Origin of the sequence: Streptomyces sp. HUAS 15-9 (assembly GCF_025642155.1) — a bacterium.
GTDB lineage: Bacteria > Actinomycetota > Actinomycetes > Streptomycetales > Streptomycetaceae > Streptomyces.
Genome location: NZ_CP106798.1, coordinates 3198866 through 3217267, shown reverse-complemented (window position 1 = coordinate 3217267; position 18402 = coordinate 3198866). Strand labels below are relative to the sequence as shown.

Annotated in this window: 14 protein-coding genes; 7 read left to right on the top strand and 7 right to left on the bottom strand. The window is 71.0% G+C overall.

Annotated elements, in window-relative coordinates:
• Positions 1–5: 5 nt before the first annotated feature.
• Positions 6–359, bottom strand: coding sequence for a peptidase inhibitor family I36 protein (locus tag N8I87_RS14685; protein WP_263208973.1), 354 nt, complete (start codon positions 357–359; stop codon positions 6–8).
• A 257-nt stretch (positions 360–616) separates the two neighbouring features.
• On the opposite strand from N8I87_RS14685, the gene N8I87_RS14680 reads away from it, so the two are divergent.
• The 5 genes from N8I87_RS14680 (at position 617) to N8I87_RS14660 (ending at position 8616) form a co-directional block, all read left to right on the top strand.
• The gene (locus N8I87_RS14680) at positions 617–1540 is read left to right on the top strand and encodes a class A beta-lactamase-related serine hydrolase (protein ID WP_263208971.1); all 924 of its coding nucleotides are present in this window, start codon (positions 617–619) and stop codon (positions 1538–1540) included.
• A gap of 53 nt (positions 1541–1593) precedes the next feature.
• A complete protein-coding gene (locus N8I87_RS14675) occupies positions 1594–2646 on the top strand; it encodes an esterase-like activity of phytase family protein (protein ID WP_263208970.1) in 1053 nt (350 codons plus the stop codon).
• A 60-nt stretch (positions 2647–2706) separates the two neighbouring features.
• On the top strand, positions 2707–6501 hold the full coding sequence (locus tag N8I87_RS14670) for an ABC transporter ATP-binding protein (RefSeq protein WP_263208969.1): 3795 nt from the start codon (positions 2707–2709) through the stop codon (positions 6499–6501).
• A gap of 176 nt (positions 6502–6677) precedes the next feature.
• Positions 6678–7067, top strand: coding sequence for a hypothetical protein (locus tag N8I87_RS14665; RefSeq protein WP_263216471.1), 390 nt, complete (start codon positions 6678–6680; stop codon positions 7065–7067).
• A 115-nt stretch (positions 7068–7182) separates the two neighbouring features.
• Positions 7183–8616 (top strand): alpha/beta hydrolase family protein, encoded by a 1434-nt coding sequence (locus N8I87_RS14660; RefSeq protein ID WP_263208968.1) that lies wholly within the window; start codon positions 7183–7185, stop codon positions 8614–8616.
• A 30-nt stretch (positions 8617–8646) separates the two neighbouring features.
• On the opposite strand, the gene N8I87_RS14655 is transcribed toward N8I87_RS14660, so the two are convergent.
• Entirely contained in the window at positions 8647–9288 is a 642-nt protein-coding gene (locus N8I87_RS14655) for a hypothetical protein (RefSeq protein ID WP_263208967.1), read from the bottom strand.
• A 113-nt stretch (positions 9289–9401) separates the two neighbouring features.
• Positions 9402–11252: a glycoside hydrolase family 3 protein gene (locus N8I87_RS14650; RefSeq protein ID WP_263208965.1), complete on the bottom strand. Its 1851-nt coding sequence runs from the start codon at positions 11250–11252 to the stop codon at positions 9402–9404.
• 435 nt (positions 11253–11687) lie between these two features.
• Here N8I87_RS14650 and aroA point away from each other — a divergent pair, with 435 nt between their 5' ends.
• Together aroA and N8I87_RS14640 are read left to right on the top strand one after the other, a co-directional pair.
• A complete protein-coding gene (aroA, locus tag N8I87_RS14645; RefSeq protein WP_263208963.1) occupies positions 11688–12938 on the top strand; it encodes a 3-phosphoshikimate 1-carboxyvinyltransferase in 1251 nt (416 codons plus the stop codon).
• Between the two features lie 23 nt (positions 12939–12961).
• A complete protein-coding gene (locus N8I87_RS14640) occupies positions 12962–13564 on the top strand; it encodes an RBBP9/YdeN family alpha/beta hydrolase (protein ID WP_263216470.1) in 603 nt (200 codons plus the stop codon).
• Positions 13565–13594: 30 nt separating this feature from the next.
• Here the strand turns inward: N8I87_RS14640 and N8I87_RS14635 are convergent, their stop codons facing one another.
• From N8I87_RS14635 to N8I87_RS14620, 4 genes are all read right to left on the bottom strand, one after another.
• Positions 13595–14836: an MFS transporter gene (locus tag N8I87_RS14635; protein WP_263208962.1), complete on the bottom strand. Its 1242-nt coding sequence runs from the start codon at positions 14834–14836 to the stop codon at positions 13595–13597.
• Positions 14837–15109: 273 nt separating this feature from the next.
• The gene (locus N8I87_RS14630) at positions 15110–15910 is read right to left on the bottom strand and encodes a sugar phosphate isomerase/epimerase family protein (RefSeq protein ID WP_263208960.1); all 801 of its coding nucleotides are present in this window, start codon (positions 15908–15910) and stop codon (positions 15110–15112) included.
• Positions 15911–15935: 25 nt separating this feature from the next.
• A complete protein-coding gene (locus N8I87_RS14625) occupies positions 15936–16895 on the bottom strand; it encodes a bifunctional helix-turn-helix transcriptional regulator/GNAT family N-acetyltransferase (protein WP_263208958.1) in 960 nt (319 codons plus the stop codon).
• Positions 16896–17238: 343 nt separating this feature from the next.
• Positions 17239–18285, bottom strand: a complete 1047-nt coding sequence (locus tag N8I87_RS14620) for a LacI family DNA-binding transcriptional regulator (RefSeq protein ID WP_263208956.1) — start codon at positions 18283–18285, stop codon at positions 17239–17241.
• Positions 18286–18402: the final 117 nt, after the last annotated feature.

Sequence of the window (18402 nt, the reverse complement as noted above, 5' to 3'; positions counted from 1 at the left end):
CCGTATCAGCAGGAGCCCGGCCCCACGCCGTCGATGCGGCCGCCGAAGTCTCCGTAGTACTGGGAACGCCAGTCGCCGTTGAACACGTCCCGCTTCTCGACCGGGTCCCAGTTGATGAAGCAGGCGCGGGTGCTCGCGACGAAGGAGCCGACGTTGTCGTGGAGATTGGGCGGCATGTCGCGGTATCCGCTGCGTGCCGTCCACTCCCAGTAGTCGCCGCCGAAGCCCTCACCGCTCCAGAAGCACACGGATCCGTCCGGGCAGGAAGGAGCGGCGACCTCGGCGGAGGCCGCCTGCGCGGGCAGCACGAGGGCGGTCAGGGCGAGTGCGGCGGCGAGGGACCAGGAGCGAAGCTTCACGGGACTCTCCGAGGAAAGGAGTTGGGAAGCCCCGGCTGAACTACCGGGACATCGCCATGCTCCTGTGCGGCGACCGGGACACGCCCGGGTCCAAGATTTAGTTCACCTGTGTGAGCGAAGCACGAGACCGGAGGGGGTGACTCAGCCGGTTCCGGTCACCGACGCGTGCGGGGTGCCCCAACGGCTTGCGAAGGCTTTGCCCAATCACAAGATCCGCACGTACAACCATTCGGGTGAACGCGTGAGTCAACACAGGTATGACTCACCGGACATCCAGACGCGCCAAATTGCTGGCCGCCGCCGTCGGCGCCGCGGTGCTCATACCGGGCATCGCCGCCGCCACGCCCGCCGCAGCGACGGCGCCCGCGGTCAGCTGCACCTCCGCCAAGGCGGGCCTGGCCGACAAGCTGAAGAAGGACATCACGGCGGCTCTCGCCAACCGCAAGGGCACGGTCGCGGTCGGCCTGTACGACCGCTCCACCAAAACCACCTGCACCCTGCGGCCCACCACCGCGTACGACTCGGCCAGCACGGTCAAGGTCACCGTCCTCGCCACGCTGCTGTGGGACGCGAAGAAGCACAACCGGTATCTGACCACCACCGAGCAGTCGCTCGCCACCGCCATGATCACCAAGTCGGACAACACCGCGACCAGCAAGCTGTGGAAGCAGCTGGGCATGACGAAGATCAAGGGCTTCCTGGCCGCCGCCGGCATGACGAAGACCACGCCTGGGGCCGACGGCTACTGGGGCCTGACCCAGGAGAACGTCACCGACGAGCAGAAGCTGCTCAAGCTCATCACCGCCAAGAACACCGTGCTGAGCGACAACTCCCGTGCCTACATCCTTAAGTTGATGGGCAATGTCATCTCGTCGCAGCGCTGGGGCACGCCCGCCGGTGCGCCCTCCTCGGTCGCCGTGCACGTCAAGAACGGCTGGCTGCAGCGCTCCACGCACGGCTGGCGGGTGCACAGCCTGGGCACCTTCAACGGCGCCGGCCACGACTACATGATCACGGTGCTGACGCAGGACAACAGCACCATGGACTACGGCGTCACCACCATCCAGAACGTGGCCAAGGCCATCCACAAGGACCTGGTGCCGACGACGTCCGCCGTCACGCGCTACACCCCGACGAGCGCGCCGAGCGAGGCGTTCGTGGCGGTGCCGCCGCAGGGCTGACGCTTCACGAGGCGGTCTCCCGCCCGTCATCGGGCCGCCCTACGGTGACGCCCATGCGCCTGAGTACCGTACTCGCCACCCTCACCGCGGGCCTGGCGGCGGCCACTTGTCTGTCCGCCGCCGGGCCCGCCAGTGCCGATTCCCCCGCGAACAACGCCTGTTCGCCCTCCGTCTCCATCGACCGCTTCTCCGACGCGCTCGACAAGACGACGTACAACGGCACCTTCGTCGGCAACTTCTCCGCCCTCGCGTTGGACCGCGACGGAACGCTGGCCGCCCTGGAGGACCGCTCCTCCCTCTTCGACCTGGATCCGAAGACCCTCCGGCCGATGTCGGCCGTCCACCTGGCCGACGAGAAGGGCGCCGACCTCGACTCCGAGGGGCTGGTCATCGACCGGGACGGCACCCGGCTCATCACCTCCGAGACCGAGCCCTCCGTCCGCCGCCACTCCCGCGACGGGAAGATCCTCGACCGCCTCCCGGTCCCGTCCTCCCTGCTGGTCGCCCCGGCCGGCCGCGCCACCGGCAACCAGACCTTCGAGGGCCTGACCCTGCTGCCCGGCGGCCGCACCCTCCTCGCCCCCATGGAGTACGCGATCTCCGGGGACTCCGCCGGCATCGTCCGCTTCCAGACCTGGAAGCGTCACCACGGCCGCTTCGAGCTCGCCGCCCAGTACGCCTACCGCACCGACGCCGGCCTCGGCGTCCCCGAGGTCCAGGCCACCCCGGACGGCCGCCTCCTCGTCCTGGAGCGCGGCTTCACCGCGGGCGTCGGCAACACCGTCCGCCTCTACCAGGCCGACCTCCGCCGTGCCACGGACACCGGCGGCATCGAGAACCTGACCGGGCAGCCGGACGTTCACCTGATCAAGAAGACCCTGCTCACGGACATCGCCGACTGCCCCTCCCTCGGCGCCACGGCCAAGCAGCCCCAGCCGAACCCCCTGCTGGACAACATCGAGGGCATGACGATCACGGGACGTGACCACACCGGCCGTCTGAAGGTCCTGCTGGTCAGCGACGACAACCAGAACGCCGCACAGACGACGCGGTTCTACTACCTGCGGATACGCGCCCGACCGTTTCCGTGTGTTGCGGAGGGATGAAATCCGCTTCTGCGTGCGTTGGTGCTTTCCGGGACATCGTTTTCAACGGAGGGCACCGGCGTGGCAGCGCAGCAGGGGGAGACAGAGGGCTGGGCACGGCGACTCGTGGGGTATGCCTGGCGCTACCCGAAGGACGTGGTCCTCGCCCTCGGCTCCTCGCTGGCCGGTATGGCCGTCATGGCGCTGGTCCCGCTGATCACCAAGGTGATCATCGACGACGTGATCGGCGACCACAGCCGTTCCATGGCCCCCTGGGCCGGCGCCCTGATCGGCGCCGCCGTCCTCGTCTACGCCGCCACCTACATCCGCCGCTACTACGGCGGCCGTCTCGCCCTCGACGTCCAGCACGACCTGCGGACCGAGATGTACGGCACGATCACCCGCCTCGACGGCCGCCGCCAGGACGAGCTGTCCACCGGCCAGGTGGTGGGCCGTGCCACCAGCGACCTCCAGCTGATCCAGGGCCTGCTCTTCATGCTGCCGATGACCATCGGCAACGTCCTGCTGTTCCTGATCTCCCTGGTGATCATGGCCTGGCTGTCGCTCCCGCTGACCCTGGTCGCCCTCGCCGTGGCGCCCGCGCTGGGCTGGATAGCCAGGCGCAGCCGCACTCGCCTGCACCCCGCCACCTGGTACGCCCAGGCCCAGGCCGCCGCCGTCGCGGGTGTGGTCGACGGCGCCGTCAGCGGCGTACGCGTGGTGAAGGGCTTCGGGCAGGAGGACCAGGAGACCGGGAAGCTGCGGGAGGTCGGCCGCCGCCTCTTCGCCGGGCGGCTGCGCACCATACGGCTGAACAGCAGGTTCACCCCGGCCCTCCAGGCCGTCCCCGCGCTCGGCCAGGTCGCGATGCTGGCGCTGGGCGGCTGGCTCGCCGTGCGCGGGCACATCACCCTCGGCACCTTCGTCGCCTTCTCCACCTATCTCGCCCAGCTCGTCGGCCCGGTCCGGATGCTCGCCGTGGTCCTCACGGTCGGCCAGCAGGCCCGTGCGAGCACCGAGCGCGTCCTGCAGCTGATCGACACCGAGCCGACGATCAAGGAGGGCACCAAGACCCTCCCCGCGGACGCGCCCGCGACGGTCGAGTTCGACGACGTGTCCTTCGGGTACGGCGATGCCTCCGGCGCATCCGGCCCGGTGCTCGAAGGGCTCAGCTTCGAGATCCGCCCCGGCGAGACCCTCGCGGTCGTCGGCTCCTCCGGCTCCGGCAAGTCCACGGTCTCCCTGCTCCTCCCGCGCTTCTACGACGTCACCCACGGCGCCGTCCTGGTCGGCGGCCACGATGTGCGCGAGCTGACCCTGGACTCCCTCAGGGCCGCGATCGGCCTGGTCCCCGAGGACTCCTTCCTGTTCTCGGACAGCGTGCGCAACAACATCGCGTACGGCCGCCCCGACGCGACGCAGGAGGAGATCGAGAAGGCCGCCCGCGCCGCCCAGGCGGACCGTTTCATCGCCGAGCTGCCCGACGGTTACGACACCAAGGTCGGAGAGCACGGCCTCACCCTCTCCGGAGGCCAGCGCCAGCGCGTCGCGCTCGCCCGCGCCATCCTGACCGACCCGCGCCTGCTGGTCCTCGACGACGCGACCTCCGCGGTGGACGCCCGCGTGGAGCACGAGATCCACGAGGCGCTGAAGCACGTCATGGAGGGTCGTACGGCCCTCCCGTCGCCCGACCACCACCCCTCATCGAGCGCTAACGCGCGCACCACCCTATTGATCGCGCACCGCCGCTCCACCCTCAACCTCGCCGACCGCATCGCCGTCCTCGACGGCGGTCGGCTGGCCGACATCGGCACCCACGAGGAACTGCAGGAACGATCCGCCCTCTACCGTCGCCTGCTCACCGATCCCGACGAGCTGGGTGGCGTCTCCCCGGGCCACGCCGAGCCCGCCCTGCCGCACGAGGACACCAGCGTCCGTGAAGAGCTGGACGCCGAGTTCGACGCCGAACGCGCGGTGACTCCCCATCTGTGGACCGGCGACCGCCGGCCCAAGGACCAGGCGCTGGCCGACTCCCCGGCCACCCCCGAACTCCTCACCCTCGTCGAGGCGCTGCCCCCGGCGAACGACACCCCCGACGTCGACGAGACAAGGGCGGTCCGGCCGGAGGACTCCTACGGGCTGACCCGGCTGCTCCGCGGCTTCGGCCTCCCCCTCCTCGTGGGCCTGCTGCTGGTCGCCGTGGACGCCGGCATGGGCCTGCTGCTGCCGATCCTGATCCGGCACGGCATCGATCAGGGCGTCACCCGGCTCGCCCTGGGCGCGGTCTGGTCGGCGTCCCTGCTCGCCCTGCTCGCCGTACTCGTCCAGTGGACGGCCCAGATCGGCGAGACACGGATCACCGGACGCACCGGCGAACGCGTCCTCTACGCCCTCCGCCTCAAGATCTTCGCCCAGCTCCAGCGTCTGGGTCTCGACTACTACGAGCGTGAGCTGACCGGCCGGATCATGACCCGGATGACGACGGACGTCGACGCGCTGTCGACGTTCCTGCAGACCGGTCTGGTCACGGCGTTCGTGTCGGTCGTCACCTTCTTCGGCATCATGGGCGTCCTGCTGGTGCTCGACGTGCAGCTGGCGCTGGTCGTCTTCGCGACCCTGCCCCCGCTGATCGTCGCCACCTTCTTCTTCCGCCGGGCGAGCGTGAAGGCGTACGAACTCGCCCGTGAACGCGTGTCGGTGGTCAACGCCGACCTCCAGGAGTCCGTCTCCGGGCTGCGGATCGTGCAGGCCTTCCGGCGCGAGCGGGACGGCGGACGGCGGTTCGCGGAGCGCAGCGACGCCTACCGGAGCGCCCGGATCCGCGGTCAGTGGCTGATATCCGTCTACTTCCCCTTCGTCCAGCTGCTGGCGTCGGTCGCGGCCGCCGCGGTCCTCATCGCGGGCGCCGGCCGGATCGAGGCGGCGACGCTCACCACGGGCGCACTGGTCGCCTATCTGCTCTACATCGACCTCTTCTTCGCCCCCGTCCAGCAGCTCTCCCAGGTCTTCGACGGCTACCAGCAGGCCACCGTCTCTCTCGGCCGCATCCAGGAGCTGCTGCGGGAGCCGACCTCCACCAGCCCCGCCGACGAGCCGCTCGAAGTCCGCTCGCTCAGGGGCGAGATCGCCTTCGAGGACGTGCGCTTCTCGTACGGCGCCGACGAAGAGGCGCTCAGCGGCATCGAGTTGACGATCCCGGCCGGCCAGACCGTCGCCTTCGTCGGCGAGACGGGGGCGGGCAAGTCGACCCTGGTCAAGCTGGTGGCGCGGTTCTACGACCCGACGGGCGGCCGGGTGACGGTCGACGGCACGGATCTGCGGGCGCTCGACCTCACGTCGTACCGGCACCGCCTGGGCGTCGTCCCCCAGGAGGCGTACCTCTTCCAGGGCACTGTGCGCGACGCCATCGCCTACGGCCGGCCCGACGCCACCGACGCCCAGGTCGAGGCGGCGGCGCGGGCGGTCGGCGCCCACGACATGATCGCCACGCTCGAGGGCGGCTATCTCCACGAGGTCGCCGAGCGCGGCCGCAACCTCTCGGCCGGCCAGCGCCAGCTGATCGCACTGGCCCGCGCCGAACTGGTCGACCCGGACGTCCTGCTCCTCGACGAGGCGACGGCGGCCCTGGACCTGGCCACGGAAGCCTTGGTCAACCAGGCCACGGACCGCCTCGCAGGCCGCCGTACGACACTGGTCGTCGCCCACCGCCTCACCACCGCCGCCCGCGCGGACCGCGTCGTGATGATGGACCACGGGCAGGTGGTGGAGGACGGGACGCACGAGGAACTGCTGGCGCTGGACGGCCGGTACGCCTCGCTGTGGCGGACCTTCGTGGGTCAGGCCGAACCGGAGGAGCCGGTGGGCGTGTCCCACTGACGGCCGGTGGGGGCGTGTCCTGCTGACGGTTGGTGGGTGGGTACTTCTGATGGTTGGTGGGCGGGCACTTCTGACGGTCGTGCAACCATCCGACATATGTCGTGCGTCCGTACATCAGTACGTACATCGATGGTGCATGACTGATGGTGCATGACTGCGGTACGGGAGGGACGACAGTGGACCGTGGTGCGATACGCCGAAAGCTCGCGCTCGGCGCGGCCGTGCTGGCCGCGTCCGGGGTGCTCGCGCTCGTGGCGCCGGGCAGCGCCCAGGCGGCGGACGGCTCCTGCACCGGGCGCAAGGTGAAGACCCTGCCCTTCTCCACCGGCACCGTGCTCGTCTACCGGAGCAACGGCTACGTCTGCGCCGTCACCGTGCCCGACCATCCGGGGACCAGGCGCTCGATGTCGGTCAGCGTGCAGGCCCGCGGCAACCGCCCGGTCGTCGACAGGGGCCGCTTCGCGTACCACGCGGGCCCGGTGACGGTGCACGCCGGTCACCGCTGCGTGTGGGTGAAGGGTTCGGTGGGCAAGGGCGTCGTGAGTTCCGGCTGGATCCTGTGCTGATACCGTGCCGACTCGATTCCGCCTGAAGCATTCTCCCTGAAGCTCAATTTCCCCTGGTGTGACGGATGTTGCTCCGATAGTTTCCGGCGCACATCTGTCTCACAGGGGAGTGTGCATGCGCAAGGCGCTCAGATGGCTGCTCGCGCTCATGGTGTTGCTAAGCACGCTGAGCACGGCGGGAGCGGCCACCGCCGCCGACGCCACGGGCGGCACGGACGTCGACATCAAGGACCGGCTGCTCGCGATACCGGGCATGAGCCTGATCCAGGAGAAGCCGTACGCCGGCTACCGCTACTTCGTCCTGAACTACACCCAGCCGATCGACCACCGGCACCCGTCGAAGGGCACGTTCCAGCAGCGGATCACCGTGCTGCACAAGGACGTCAGCCGCCCGACGGTCTTCTACACCAGTGGCTACAACGTCTCCACGAACCCCGGCCGCCGCGAGCCGACCCAGATCGTGGACGGCAACCAGGTCTCCCTGGAGTACCGCTTCTTCACCCCGTCCCGCCCCGACCCGGCCGACTGGTCCAAGCTCGACATCTGGCAGGCGGCCAGCGACCAGCACCGCGTCTTCAAGGCCCTGAAGCCGCTCTACACGGGCAACTGGCTGGCCACGGGCGGCTCGAAGGGCGGCATGACCGCCACCTACTACGAGCGCTTCTACCCGCGCGACATGGATGGCGTGGTCGCGTACGTGGCCCCCAACGACGTCGTGAACAAGGAGGATTCGGCCTACGACCGCTTCTTCGAGAAGGTCGGCACCAAGGAGTGCCGGGACCGGCTGAACGCGGTCCAGCGGGAGGCACTGGTGCGCCGTGCGCCCCTGGAGAAGAAGTACGCGGCGTACGCCGCCGAGAACGGCCTCACCTTCACCACCATCGGCGGCCTGGACCGTGCCTACGAGGGGGTCGTCCTCGACTACGTCTGGGGCTTCTGGCAGTACAGCCTGCTGTCCGACTGCGACAAGATCCCCGCGAACGCGGCGAAGGCGACCGACGACGAGATCTGGACCTCCGTCGACACGATCTCCGGCTTCTCCGCCTACGCCGACCAGGGCCTGGAGACGTACACCCCGTACTACTACCAGGCCGGCACCCAGCTCGGCGCGCCCACGATCCGCTTCCCGCACATCGAGAAGCGCCTGATCCGCTACGGCTACCAGCCTCCGCGGAACTTCGTACCGCGCTCGATCCCGATGCGCTGGCAGCCGGGCGTCATGCGCGATGTGGACACCTGGGTCCGCCACCGTGCCCACCACATGCTCTTCGTCTACGGCCAGAACGACCCGTGGGGTTCGGAGCGCTTCCGGCTGGGCGCGGGCGCGCGTGACTCCTACGTCTTCACCGCGCCCGGCCTGAACCACGGCGCCAATGTCGCGGGCCTGGTACCCGACCAGAAGGCCCTGGCCACGGCCCGGATCCTGCAGTGGGCGGGGGTCGCGTCGCCCGCGGTACAGGCGAACCCGTCGGCGGCGAAGCCGCTGGCCCGCTACGACGCGAAGCTGGACAAGGCCGACGTGGAGCGGGAACCCGTGCTGCGGCCGTAGCAGTGTGCCCTTTTGGGGACCGGTGGGATGTCACACGCGCCGTGCGCATCCCACCGGCTCCGGACCCCCGAGCTGCACGTACAGGGCCGTCGACGCGGGGCACTCGGTGCGGTCGGCTGCCGCCTTGACGACCTTGTACTGCGGCTTTCGTCCGCCCGAGCCGTCGCACGCCGTTTCCCGGACCTGGCCGTCGCCGGAGCCGTAGACACAGTCGCCGACGATCGTGCGGGGCCCGCCCCCGCCGCCGGGATCGCCGGGGTGCGGCGCTTCGAGATTGCGCATGCAGGCGTAGCCCCGCGGGATCGTCCCGTCGCCGTCCTCGTCGCTCGACGGGCGCTGCTCGCTGATGTGGAGCACGAAGTCGGTCGTGGCCGGGCAGAGGGGACCGTCGCCCATCCTGCCGTCGTAGCGGGCGACGACCCGGGCGGCCGCACGCTCACTGGTGCAGGGGACCTCGGTGGAGCTCGTCGTGCCGAAGGAGCTGCACTCGTCGACCGCGAGGAACTGGACGCCGTATCCGGGGGTTTCGGCGGGCGTCGGTTGCGCGACGGGCTCACCGGGGCCCTGCGACCGCCGGCAACCCGTCGCCAACAGAGCGACGATCAACGCGGACAGGGCGACGACCAGCGCCGGCAGTGCGCACACCACCCCCACCGACCGTCTCCCACGCATGGCGATCCCCCCAGACACCCCCGCCCAGCGTGGCCCGCGACGGCGGGCACACGCCAGCGGTGTGGGAGGCTTTCCGCCTGTTGGCGGCGTTGCGCCCGGTGTGCGACGTACGTCTAGTACGACAGTCCATGGCCGATCGGGTACAGCACCTGTGCCGGATCGTCCGCCCGCTGCACCGGCACCGGCAGCTTCCCGCGTGGCGCGACCCGTCCGGCGATGACCCGCGCGGCGGCGCGCAGTTCGATGTCGGTCCAGGAGTAGGTGGCCAGAAATCCCTGGACGGAGGGGAGTTGGGCGACGTCGTACGGGTTGCGAACCGCGATCGCCACCGCCGGCCTCCCGGTTCCCACCAGTTGTTCCACCAGCGTCTTCTGGCTACTGCCCGCCGTGACGTTGTACGTGCCGACGACCACCGCGTCCGCGCCCCGCGCCGCCGTGACCGCCTTGGCGATGGTCGCGGCGGAGGGGGCCGTGCCCGTCGGCAGGGCGGTGGCCGTGAAGCCGAGTTCGGTGAGGGCGGTGGCCAGGACCGTGGTGGGCGGGCCCGTGGTGCCGGACGGGGAGGCGGGATCGGCGCCGACGACCAGGATCTTGTTGTGCGTCCGACGGGACAGCGGCAGGACCGCGCCCTCGTTGACCAGGAGGGTCGTCGTCCGCTCGGCGATGCGGTCGGCCACCGCGAGGTGCGCCGCCGTACCGACCACGCAGTCGATGCCGGACGGGCTGACGTACGGCTGTTCGAGGATCCCCAGCCCCGCCTTCAGCCGCAGGATGCGCAGGATCGATTCGTCGAGCCGTGCCTCGGTCAGCTCGCCGTTCTGTACGGCCTTGAGGACGGCGTTCCACGCCACGCTCAGGTTCGGCGGGTTGAGGAGCTGGTCGACGCCCGCCTTCAGGGCGAGCACCGGCACCCGGTCGTCCCCGTACTTCGTCCGTACCCCCTCCATGCCGAGCGAGTCGGTGACGACGACTCCGTCGTAGCCCAGTTCCTCACGGAGGATGCCGGTGAGGATGGGGTGGGAGAGGGTGGCCGGGTCGCCCGAGTCGTCGAGGGCCGGGAACTGGATGTGCGCGGTCATGATCGAGTCGATGCCGGCCCTGATCGCCGCCCGGAAGGGCACCGCGTCCAGCCGCTCCCACAGCTCCCGGCTGTGCGTGATGACCGGGAAGCCGTAGTGGCTGTCCACGGCGGTGTCGCCGTGCCCCGGGAAGTGCTTGGCGGTCGCCGCGACCCGCGCCGACCGATATCCCTTCACCTCGGCCGCCACCAGCCCGGCGACCGCGTCCGGATCGGCGCCGAAGGACCGTACGCCGATGACCGGGTTGGCCGGGTTGACGTTCACGTCGGCGTCGGGGGAGTAGTCCTGGTTGATGCCGATGGCGCGCAGCTCGGCGCCGGAGATCCGGCCGAGGGCGCGGGCGTCGGCGCGGGAGCCGCCGGCCCCGATGGCCATGGCGCCCGGGAAGAGGGTGGCGGGCTTGCCGACCCGGCAGACGATGCCGTGCTCCTGGTCGGTGGCGACGAGGAGGGGGAGCCCGCGGGGCTGTTCCAGCGAGGCACGCTGGATGCCGTTGGACAGATCGGCGATCTGGTGGGGATCGCGGGTGTTGTGGGCCCAGGTGAAGTAGATGATGCCGCCGACGCGGTACTTGGCGATCAGTTCGACGGCCGTGCGTACGCCGATCTCCTTGAGGTTGGCGTCGATGTCGGCCTGGTCGGGGGCGGTGGCGGAGTGGCCGTAGACCCGCATCACGAAGAGCTGGCCGACTTTCTCCTCCAGTGTCATACCGGAGATGAGGGCGCGTAGCTTCTTGTCGCCGGGAGCGGCGGCGTTCGCGGTACCGGCGGCGTTCGCGATACCGCCGACCGTCAGCGAGGCGGTGACGCCGGCGGTGGCGGCGAGGACGGTACGTCTGGACGGACGTGCGGTGCTTCCTGTTCTTCCCGTACTGGTGTCGGGCACGTGCGCTCCTTTCGGAGATCACTGAAGGAAACTTCCGAGAAGTCACCCATATCCGGGAAGTTTCTGCCAGTCAAGGGAATGCACAGTAACCAGACCGGGGCCGCCATCGGCGCAGTTGGAGGGGGGCGCGCCGATGACGGCGTGCTGCCGGCCGCAGTGCGGCGGAGAGGGTGGTCAGCAATCGCAGCCAGCAGCGAGGCCGACACCGCACCGCGGAGACTCGTCCGGCAGCCTGCGGGTTGGACGGAGCGGGGTGGGGCGGGGTTCCGCGGGCCGGGTGGATTGCGGCAAGTCGGTGAAGGGGTGGCGGGGGTGGCGGGGGAGGTGTCGGGGGGAGATGCGTGGAGTGGTGCGTGGGGTGGCGCGTGTGACGGAGCGTGGTCCAGTCGGCGGACGCACCGGCACGCGCCGGGAACTCCGTCGGATCATGTGGGCATGCCCGTAGTCGACATCCCCGGTTCCAAGTCCATCACCGCCCGCGCCCTCTTCCTCGCGGCAGCGGCCGACGGCGTCACCACCCTCGTACGACCGCTTCGTTCGGACGACACCGAGGGCTTCGCCGAGGGCCTGAGCCGGCTCGGCTACCGAGTGGGCCGCACCCCGGACACCTGGCAGATCGACGGCCGGCCCGAGGGTCCCGCGGTGCCCGAGGCCGACGTCTACTGCCGCGACGGCGCGACCACGGCCCGCTTCCTGCCCACCCTGGCGGCGGCCGGCCACGGCAGTTACCGCTTCGACGCCTCGCCCCAGATGCGCCGACGTCCGCTGGCCCCGCTGACCCGGGCCTTGCGCGACCTCGGCGTGGACCTGCGGCACGAGGAGGCGGAGGGGCACCACCCGCTGCGGATCGAGGCGGTGGGCGTCGGGGGCGGTGAGGTGGTCCTGGACGCGGGTCAGTCGTCCCAGTACCTGACTGCCCTGCTCCTGCTGGGCCCGCTGACCCGCGAGGGCCTGCGGATCCGGGTGACGGACCTGGTCTCGGCGCCGTACGTGGAGATCACCACCGCGATGATGCGGGAGTTCGGGGCCGAGGTACGGCGTGAGGGCGACGTCTTCGTGGTCCCGCCGGGCGGCTACCGGGCCACGACCTACGCGGTGGAGCCGGACGCGTCCACGTCGAGCTACTTCTTCGCGGCGGCGGCCGTCACTCCGGGCGCGGAGGTCACGGTTCCCGGGCTGGGGGCCGGTGCCCTGCAGGGGGACCTGGGCTTCGTGGACGTACTGCGCAGGATGGGCGCCGAGGTGGAGATCGGCCCCGACCGCACGACGGTGCGGGGGACGGGGGTGCTGAGGGGTCTGACGGTCAACATGCGGGACATCTCCGACACGATGCCCACGCTGGCCGCGATCGCGCCCTTCGCCTCCGGCCCGGTCCGCATCGAGGACGTGGCCAATACGCGAGTGAAGGAGTGCGACCGGCTGGACGCCTGCGCGGAGAACCTCCGGCGGCTGGGGATCTCCGTGTCCACCGGCCCCGACCGGATCGAGATCGAGCCCGGCGAACCCCTGCCCGACGTGCAGATCAAGTCCTACGGCGACCACCGCATCGTCATGTCCTTCGCGGTGACGGGACTTCGGGTGCCGGGAGTGTCGTACGACGACCCCGGGTGCGTACGGAAGACGTTCCCCGGGTTCCACGAGGCCTTCGGGGAGCTGGGGGCGGCACTGAGATCATCGAACGCGTGACGACCAGACGCGTGACCAGACGCATGACCAAGCACGCTCCCGGCTCCTACCTCATCCTGCACGGCTGGCAGAACCACCGCCCCGAGGACCACTGGCAGCACTGGCTGGCCGACCGGCTCACCGAGCTGGGACACCGGGTCACCTATCCCCAGCTGCCCGACCCCGACGCCCCCGACCTCGACGTCTGGCTCGGCGAACTGGCCCGCCACCTCGATGGGCTCGACCCGGCCGGGGAACGGGTCGTCCTCGCGCACAGCGCCTCCGCCGTGCTCTGGCTGCACGCGGCCGCCCGCGGCATGAAGGAGCAGCGGGCGGCCGACCGGGTGCTGCTCGTCGCGCCCCCGTCCGCCTCCGTGCTCGTACGGCACCCGGAGATCGCCGAGTTCGCGCCGCCCGCCCTGGACTTCGCCCTCCCCGGGCCCACCCGGCTCGTCGCCGGCGACGACGACCCGTACTGCCCCGAGGGCGCGCGCACCGTCTACGGCGACCCGCTCGGCATCCCCACCGAGATCATCCCGGGCGCCGGCCACCTCGACCTCGTCGCGGGCTACGGCTCCTGGCCCGCCGTGCTGGAGTGGTGTCTGGACGCCTCCGCGGCGCTCACGGCTCGTCCGGTGGCGCGGTAGGCCCGTCGCGCGGCTCCGGTGGCGTGGCGCTTACGGCTGGTGTGGTGGTTCGGTAGCCCCGTCGCGCAGCTCCGGTGTCGTGGCGCTCACGGCTCCGACGGCCAGCAGGCACAGCAGGCCGCCGGTGATCAGGGCGGTGGTACCGGAGGTCCAGGTGGCCACCAGACCGCCGCGTACGTTGCCGAGGCTGGGGCCTGCCTGGCCGACGATCGCCTCCGCCGCCGTGACCCGGCCCAGCAGGGCGTCGGGCGTACGGGTCTGCACGATCGTCGAGCGCGAGACGACGGACAGGGCGTCGGCCGCTCCGGCCACGACCAGGAGGCCGAGGCCGGTCCACGGGTCGGTGGACACGCCGAACAGGACGAGTGCGGCACCCCAGGTTCCCGCCCCGCACAGCATCACCCGGCCCGGCCGGCCGAGCCGCGTCACCGCGCCGGACAGGGCCGTCGCCCCGATGCCGCCGACCGCCATCGCGGAGAGGAAGAGGCCCAGCGTGCGCGGGTCGTCGCCGAAGCGCTCGGCGTTGACCAGGGGAAAGAGGCTGGTCGGGAAGGACAGCACGGTCGCGGCCAGATCGGTGATCAGCGCGCCCCGCACCACCCGGTGCACGGCCAGGAAGCGCAGCCCGTCCAGCACGCCGTGCAGGCCCGCCCGCGACGGCTCGCCCTCGGGCCGCAGCGCGGGCAGGCCGAAGGCGCCGTAGAAGGCGACGGCGAAGCTCAGGGCGTCCAGGAGGTAGCAGGCGCCGATGCCCAGCCAGCCCAGCAGGACACCCCCCAGCGCGGGGCCGGCCAGCATCATCGACTTGCCGGTGATCTGGTTGAGGGCCAGTCCCGCGGCCACCTGGTCCTTGGGCAGCAGACGGGGGACGAAGACGCCCGCCGCCGGTGCGCCGAGCGCGCCGAAGGCCGACTGCGTGGCCACCAGGGCGAGGACGGCGGTCACCGGGACGTGCCCGGTGAAGCCCTGCACGGCGAGCAGCAGGGAGCAGGCCGCCTGGCCGACGGTCGCCGTCAGGAAGACGCGGCGCCGGTCGGCCCGGTCCACCCAGGCCCCGGCGAACAGCCCGAACGTCACCAGCGGCAGAGCCTGCGCCAGCCCGACCGCACCGCTCCAGGCCGTGCTGTGGGTCATGTCCCAGACCTGGTACATGACGGTGACCATGGTCATGAAGCCACCGAGCGAGGACACCGTCCGGCCGATCAGCAGCCGCCGGAAGACGGGGGAGGTGCGCAGGGGCCTGACGTCGATGAGCGAACGCGTCAGGCTCATGAGGGCATGACGGAGCGTGACGAGGTGGGTGGGTGAGTCACCGGGGGAGGCTAACCGCGGGGCTGCGGGGCGGGCCAATCAATTACCGGGTCAATTACCGGGCCCAGTTGTGAACGCGTCAGGCTCATGAGGGCATGACGGAGCGTGACGAGGTGGGTGGGTGAGTCACCGGGGGAGGCTAACCGCGGGGCTGCGGGGCGGGCCAATCAATTACCGGGTCAATTACCGGGCCCAGTTGTTCGGGGGAGGGGGGAAGGGGAGAGAGAGGGAGTCTCAGGCGGCGTCGGTGAGCAGTCGCGCGAGATGCTCCCGGCCCCTGCCCAGCAGCTCCGGAAGCGGCGGTGCCGCCTCGTACCACCGCTTCTCGTACTCCCAGCACAGCCAGCCCTCCCAGCTGTGCCGGCAGAGCACGTCCACGCACTCGGTGAGCGGCAGCACCCCGGCGCCGAGCGGCAGCGGGGTCGTGTCGTCAGCCGAGGCGATGTCCTTGACCTGGACGTATCCGAGATACGGGGCGAGCGCCGCGTAGGTCTCCGAGGGCTGCTCGCCGCCCAGCCAGGTGTGCATCACGTCCCACAGCGCGCCGACCTGGCGGTGGCCGACCCGGCCCAGGACGCGGATCGCGTCGGCGCCGGTGCGGTGCGAGTCGTGGGTTTCGAGCAGGATGCGTACGCCGAGGGCGGAGGCGTGCTCGGCGGCGGTGCCCAGGCGCCGGGCGGCCGTGGCGTCGGCCTCCTCCCGGGACTGGTCGGGGGCGGCGCCGGGGAAGACCCGGACGAAGGGGGCGCCCAGGTCATGGGCGAGATCGAGGAGCCCGCGGAGCTCGTCGAGCACGGGCTCGTCGTCACCCGGCGCGGCGACGCGCGTGTACCCGGCGATCCCCATGATCTCGATCCCCGCCGCCTTGAACTCGGCGGCCACGTCGGTCCGTTCGTCCGGTCCGAGGCCCGGGTTCACCGGCTCCTCCGGATGGGCGCGCAGCTCGACGCCGTGATAGCCGTGCGCGGTCGCGAGCGCCAGTACCTCAGGGACGGGCAGACCGGGAACACCGAGGGTGGAGAAGGCGAGCTTCATAATTGGACCCTACTCGCCCCACCCGTCAATCGCCCGATCCGTGCAGATCCAGACGCCAGTCCTGCCCCGTCAGATCCTTGCCGAAGGAGCGGTGGGCCTGCTCGGTGACCAGGGCGAAGCCGTGACGCTGGTAGATACGGCGGGCGGCGGAGAGGACGTCGTTGGTCCACAGGACCAGCTCCCGGTAGCCGACGCCGCGCGCGAAGTCGATGACGGCCTCGACGAGCCGGTCGCCGATGCCGAGCCCGCGCGCGTCGGGCTCGACGAGGAGGAGACGGAGGCGGGCGGTGGCCGGGGCTTCGTCCCGTACGCACATCACACACCCCACGGGCCGCCCGGCGAGCTCGGCGATCCACACCCGCTCCAGATGCGGGTCGTGGTCCTGCGCGAAGTCGGCGACGATGCGTGCGACCAGCCCTTCGTAGTCGGTGTTCCAGTCGTACTCGGCGGCGTACAGTGCGGCGTTGCGCTGCACGATCCAGCCGAGGTCACCGGGGCCGGGCTCGCGCAGTACGACCTCCTCGGGGTTCGGGGAGGGCTGGTCCCCCAGGAGGGTGCGGATGGTCCGCATCGCCTCCGCCAGGCGCGGCCGGTCACCGGGGCGCACGGTCCCGAGCAGCGAGCCGACACTCTCCCGGGCCCGCTCGTCCAGCAGCTCGGCGGCCTCCCGCCCCCGCGGCGTGAGCGAGATGCGCCGCCGCCGCGGATCCGTCTCGGAGGCCGAGCGCTCGACCAGTCCGTCCTGCTCGAACTTGTTCAGGATCCGGCTCAAGTAACCGGCGTCCAGCGAGAGTTCGGTACGGAGATCGGCCGCGTCGATACGAGAGGAGTGCGCCAGCTCGTACAGGACACGGGACTCGGTGAGGGTGTAGGGGGCGTAGAGGTGGCGGCCGTAGTCGAGGGCGCCGATGACGTTCGTGTAGAAGCGGTTGAAGGCACGGATGTCATGGATGGCATGGATGTCATGGGTGTCCTGAACGCTCATGATCGCTCGGCTCCCCGGAGGATCGTTGACTCAGTCAGAGATACCGCCGGTTCGAGGCTAGGGCACGGGGCGGGGGGCGTCCAGGCCGGGGCTGGGAGCGGCGTGGGTGCGGATGGTGGGTGTGTGTGCTGGGTGGTGGCGCGTCCCGACGCCGGCGCCCGCCCGCACTCCCCCGCCTCCCATGTCACATCGGCCCCACCGGTCACGTGCATGAGTGCGAGTGGACGGAATGGGACAGGTGGGGGTGGGGGAGGGGCAGGGTGGTGGGGGTGTGGGTGGCCAAAGCTTCCACTCCGTCTCTGCTGGAGTGGGCAGGGCGGACCGAATGCGGGGTGCGGCGGTGCTAGCCCCGCGGCACTCCGGAGGAGGCGCGGACCATCAGTTCCCCGCGTACCGTTGCGATTCCGCCGGGCGGGGGTTCCTCTCGGCCCATTGCGATGCGGCCCGCTCGGGCTCCGGCCTCGGAGAGGGGGAGGCGTACCGTCGTCAGGGACGGTACCGCGTCGAGGCTGAAGGGCAGGTCGTCGAAGCCCGCCACCGAGACGTCGCCGGGGATGCGGCGGCCGGAGTCCCGCAGGGCCGCGCAGGCGCCCAGGGCTACGGAATCGTTCGCGGCCACTATCGCCGTCAGGGACGGGTCCCTGCGCAGCAGTTCGAGTGTCGCCTCGTAGCCCGACCGGCGGTCGTAGCGGCCGTGGACCGTCCAGCGTGCGTCCTCCTCGATGCCCGCCGCCTCCAGCGCCGCCCGGTGTCCCTCCAGACGGTGGCGGGTCGTGGTCCGCTCCTCGGGGCCGGCGATGTAGCCGAGGCGACGGTGGCCCAGGCCGATCAGGTGCTCGGTCAGCTGCCGGGCACCGCCGCGGTTGTCGAAGGTGAGGGCGATGGCCTGGGTGTCGGGAGCCGGCGGGCGTCCGCACAGGACCACCCGTGTTCCCGCCTCCGTCAACTTGCGGAGCTTGGCCGTCATCGTGGTCGCGTGCGGTTCGTCCTCCACCGCGCCGCCCGTCAGGATCACCGCCGCGGCCCGCTGCCGTTGGAGCAGGGTCAGGTATGTCAGTTCGCGCTCCGGGGAGCCTCCGGTGTTGCAGACGACCGCCAGCCGCTCGCCGCCCGCGCGGCCGCCGGGGCCGCCGATCTCGCCCTGGATCGCGCTCGCCATGATGCCGAAGAAGGGGTCCGCGATGTCGTTGACCAGGATGCCGACCAGGTCCGAGGTCGCCGCCGCGAGGGCGCTCGCCGGGCCGTTGAGGACGTAGTCCAGCTCGTCGACCGCCCGCAGCACCCGCTCCCGCGTGGAGGCGGCCACGGGATAGTTGCCGTTCAGCACGCGCGACACCGTCGCGGGCGAGACCTGGGCGCGGGCCGCCACGTCCGCCAGGGTCACCGTCATCTCGTCGTCCTCCGGTCGCGCTTCTCGTCGTACGTCCACGTGCGGCGTACGTCGTCATACACAGGCCGCGTACAGGTCACGGTTCCACGGCCACGGTTTTGTGCAGTTCGAGCAGAC

Coding starts and splice junctions, on each gene's coding strand:
- N8I87_RS14655 (WP_263208967.1), bottom strand. CDS start 9,288: ATGCGTGGGAGACGGTCGGTGGGGGTGGTGTGCGCACTGCCGGCGCTG.
- N8I87_RS14635 (WP_263208962.1), bottom strand. CDS start 14,836: ATGAGCCTGACGCGTTCGCTCATCGACGTCAGGCCCCTGCGCACCTCC.
- N8I87_RS14640 (WP_263216470.1), top strand. CDS start 12,962: ATGACCAAGCACGCTCCCGGCTCCTACCTCATCCTGCACGGCTGGCAG.
- N8I87_RS14680 (WP_263208971.1), top strand. CDS start 617: ATGACTCACCGGACATCCAGACGCGCCAAATTGCTGGCCGCCGCCGTC.
- N8I87_RS14675 (WP_263208970.1), top strand. CDS start 1,594: ATGCGCCTGAGTACCGTACTCGCCACCCTCACCGCGGGCCTGGCGGCG.
- N8I87_RS14660 (WP_263208968.1), top strand. CDS start 7,183: ATGCGCAAGGCGCTCAGATGGCTGCTCGCGCTCATGGTGTTGCTAAGC.
- N8I87_RS14625 (WP_263208958.1), bottom strand. CDS start 16,895: ATGAGCGTTCAGGACACCCATGACATCCATGCCATCCATGACATCCGT.
- aroA (WP_263208963.1), top strand. CDS start 11,688: ATGCCCGTAGTCGACATCCCCGGTTCCAAGTCCATCACCGCCCGCGCC.
- N8I87_RS14620 (WP_263208956.1), bottom strand. CDS start 18,285: ATGACGGTGACCCTGGCGGACGTGGCGGCCCGCGCCCAGGTCTCGCCC.
- N8I87_RS14630 (WP_263208960.1), bottom strand. CDS start 15,910: ATGAAGCTCGCCTTCTCCACCCTCGGTGTTCCCGGTCTGCCCGTCCCT.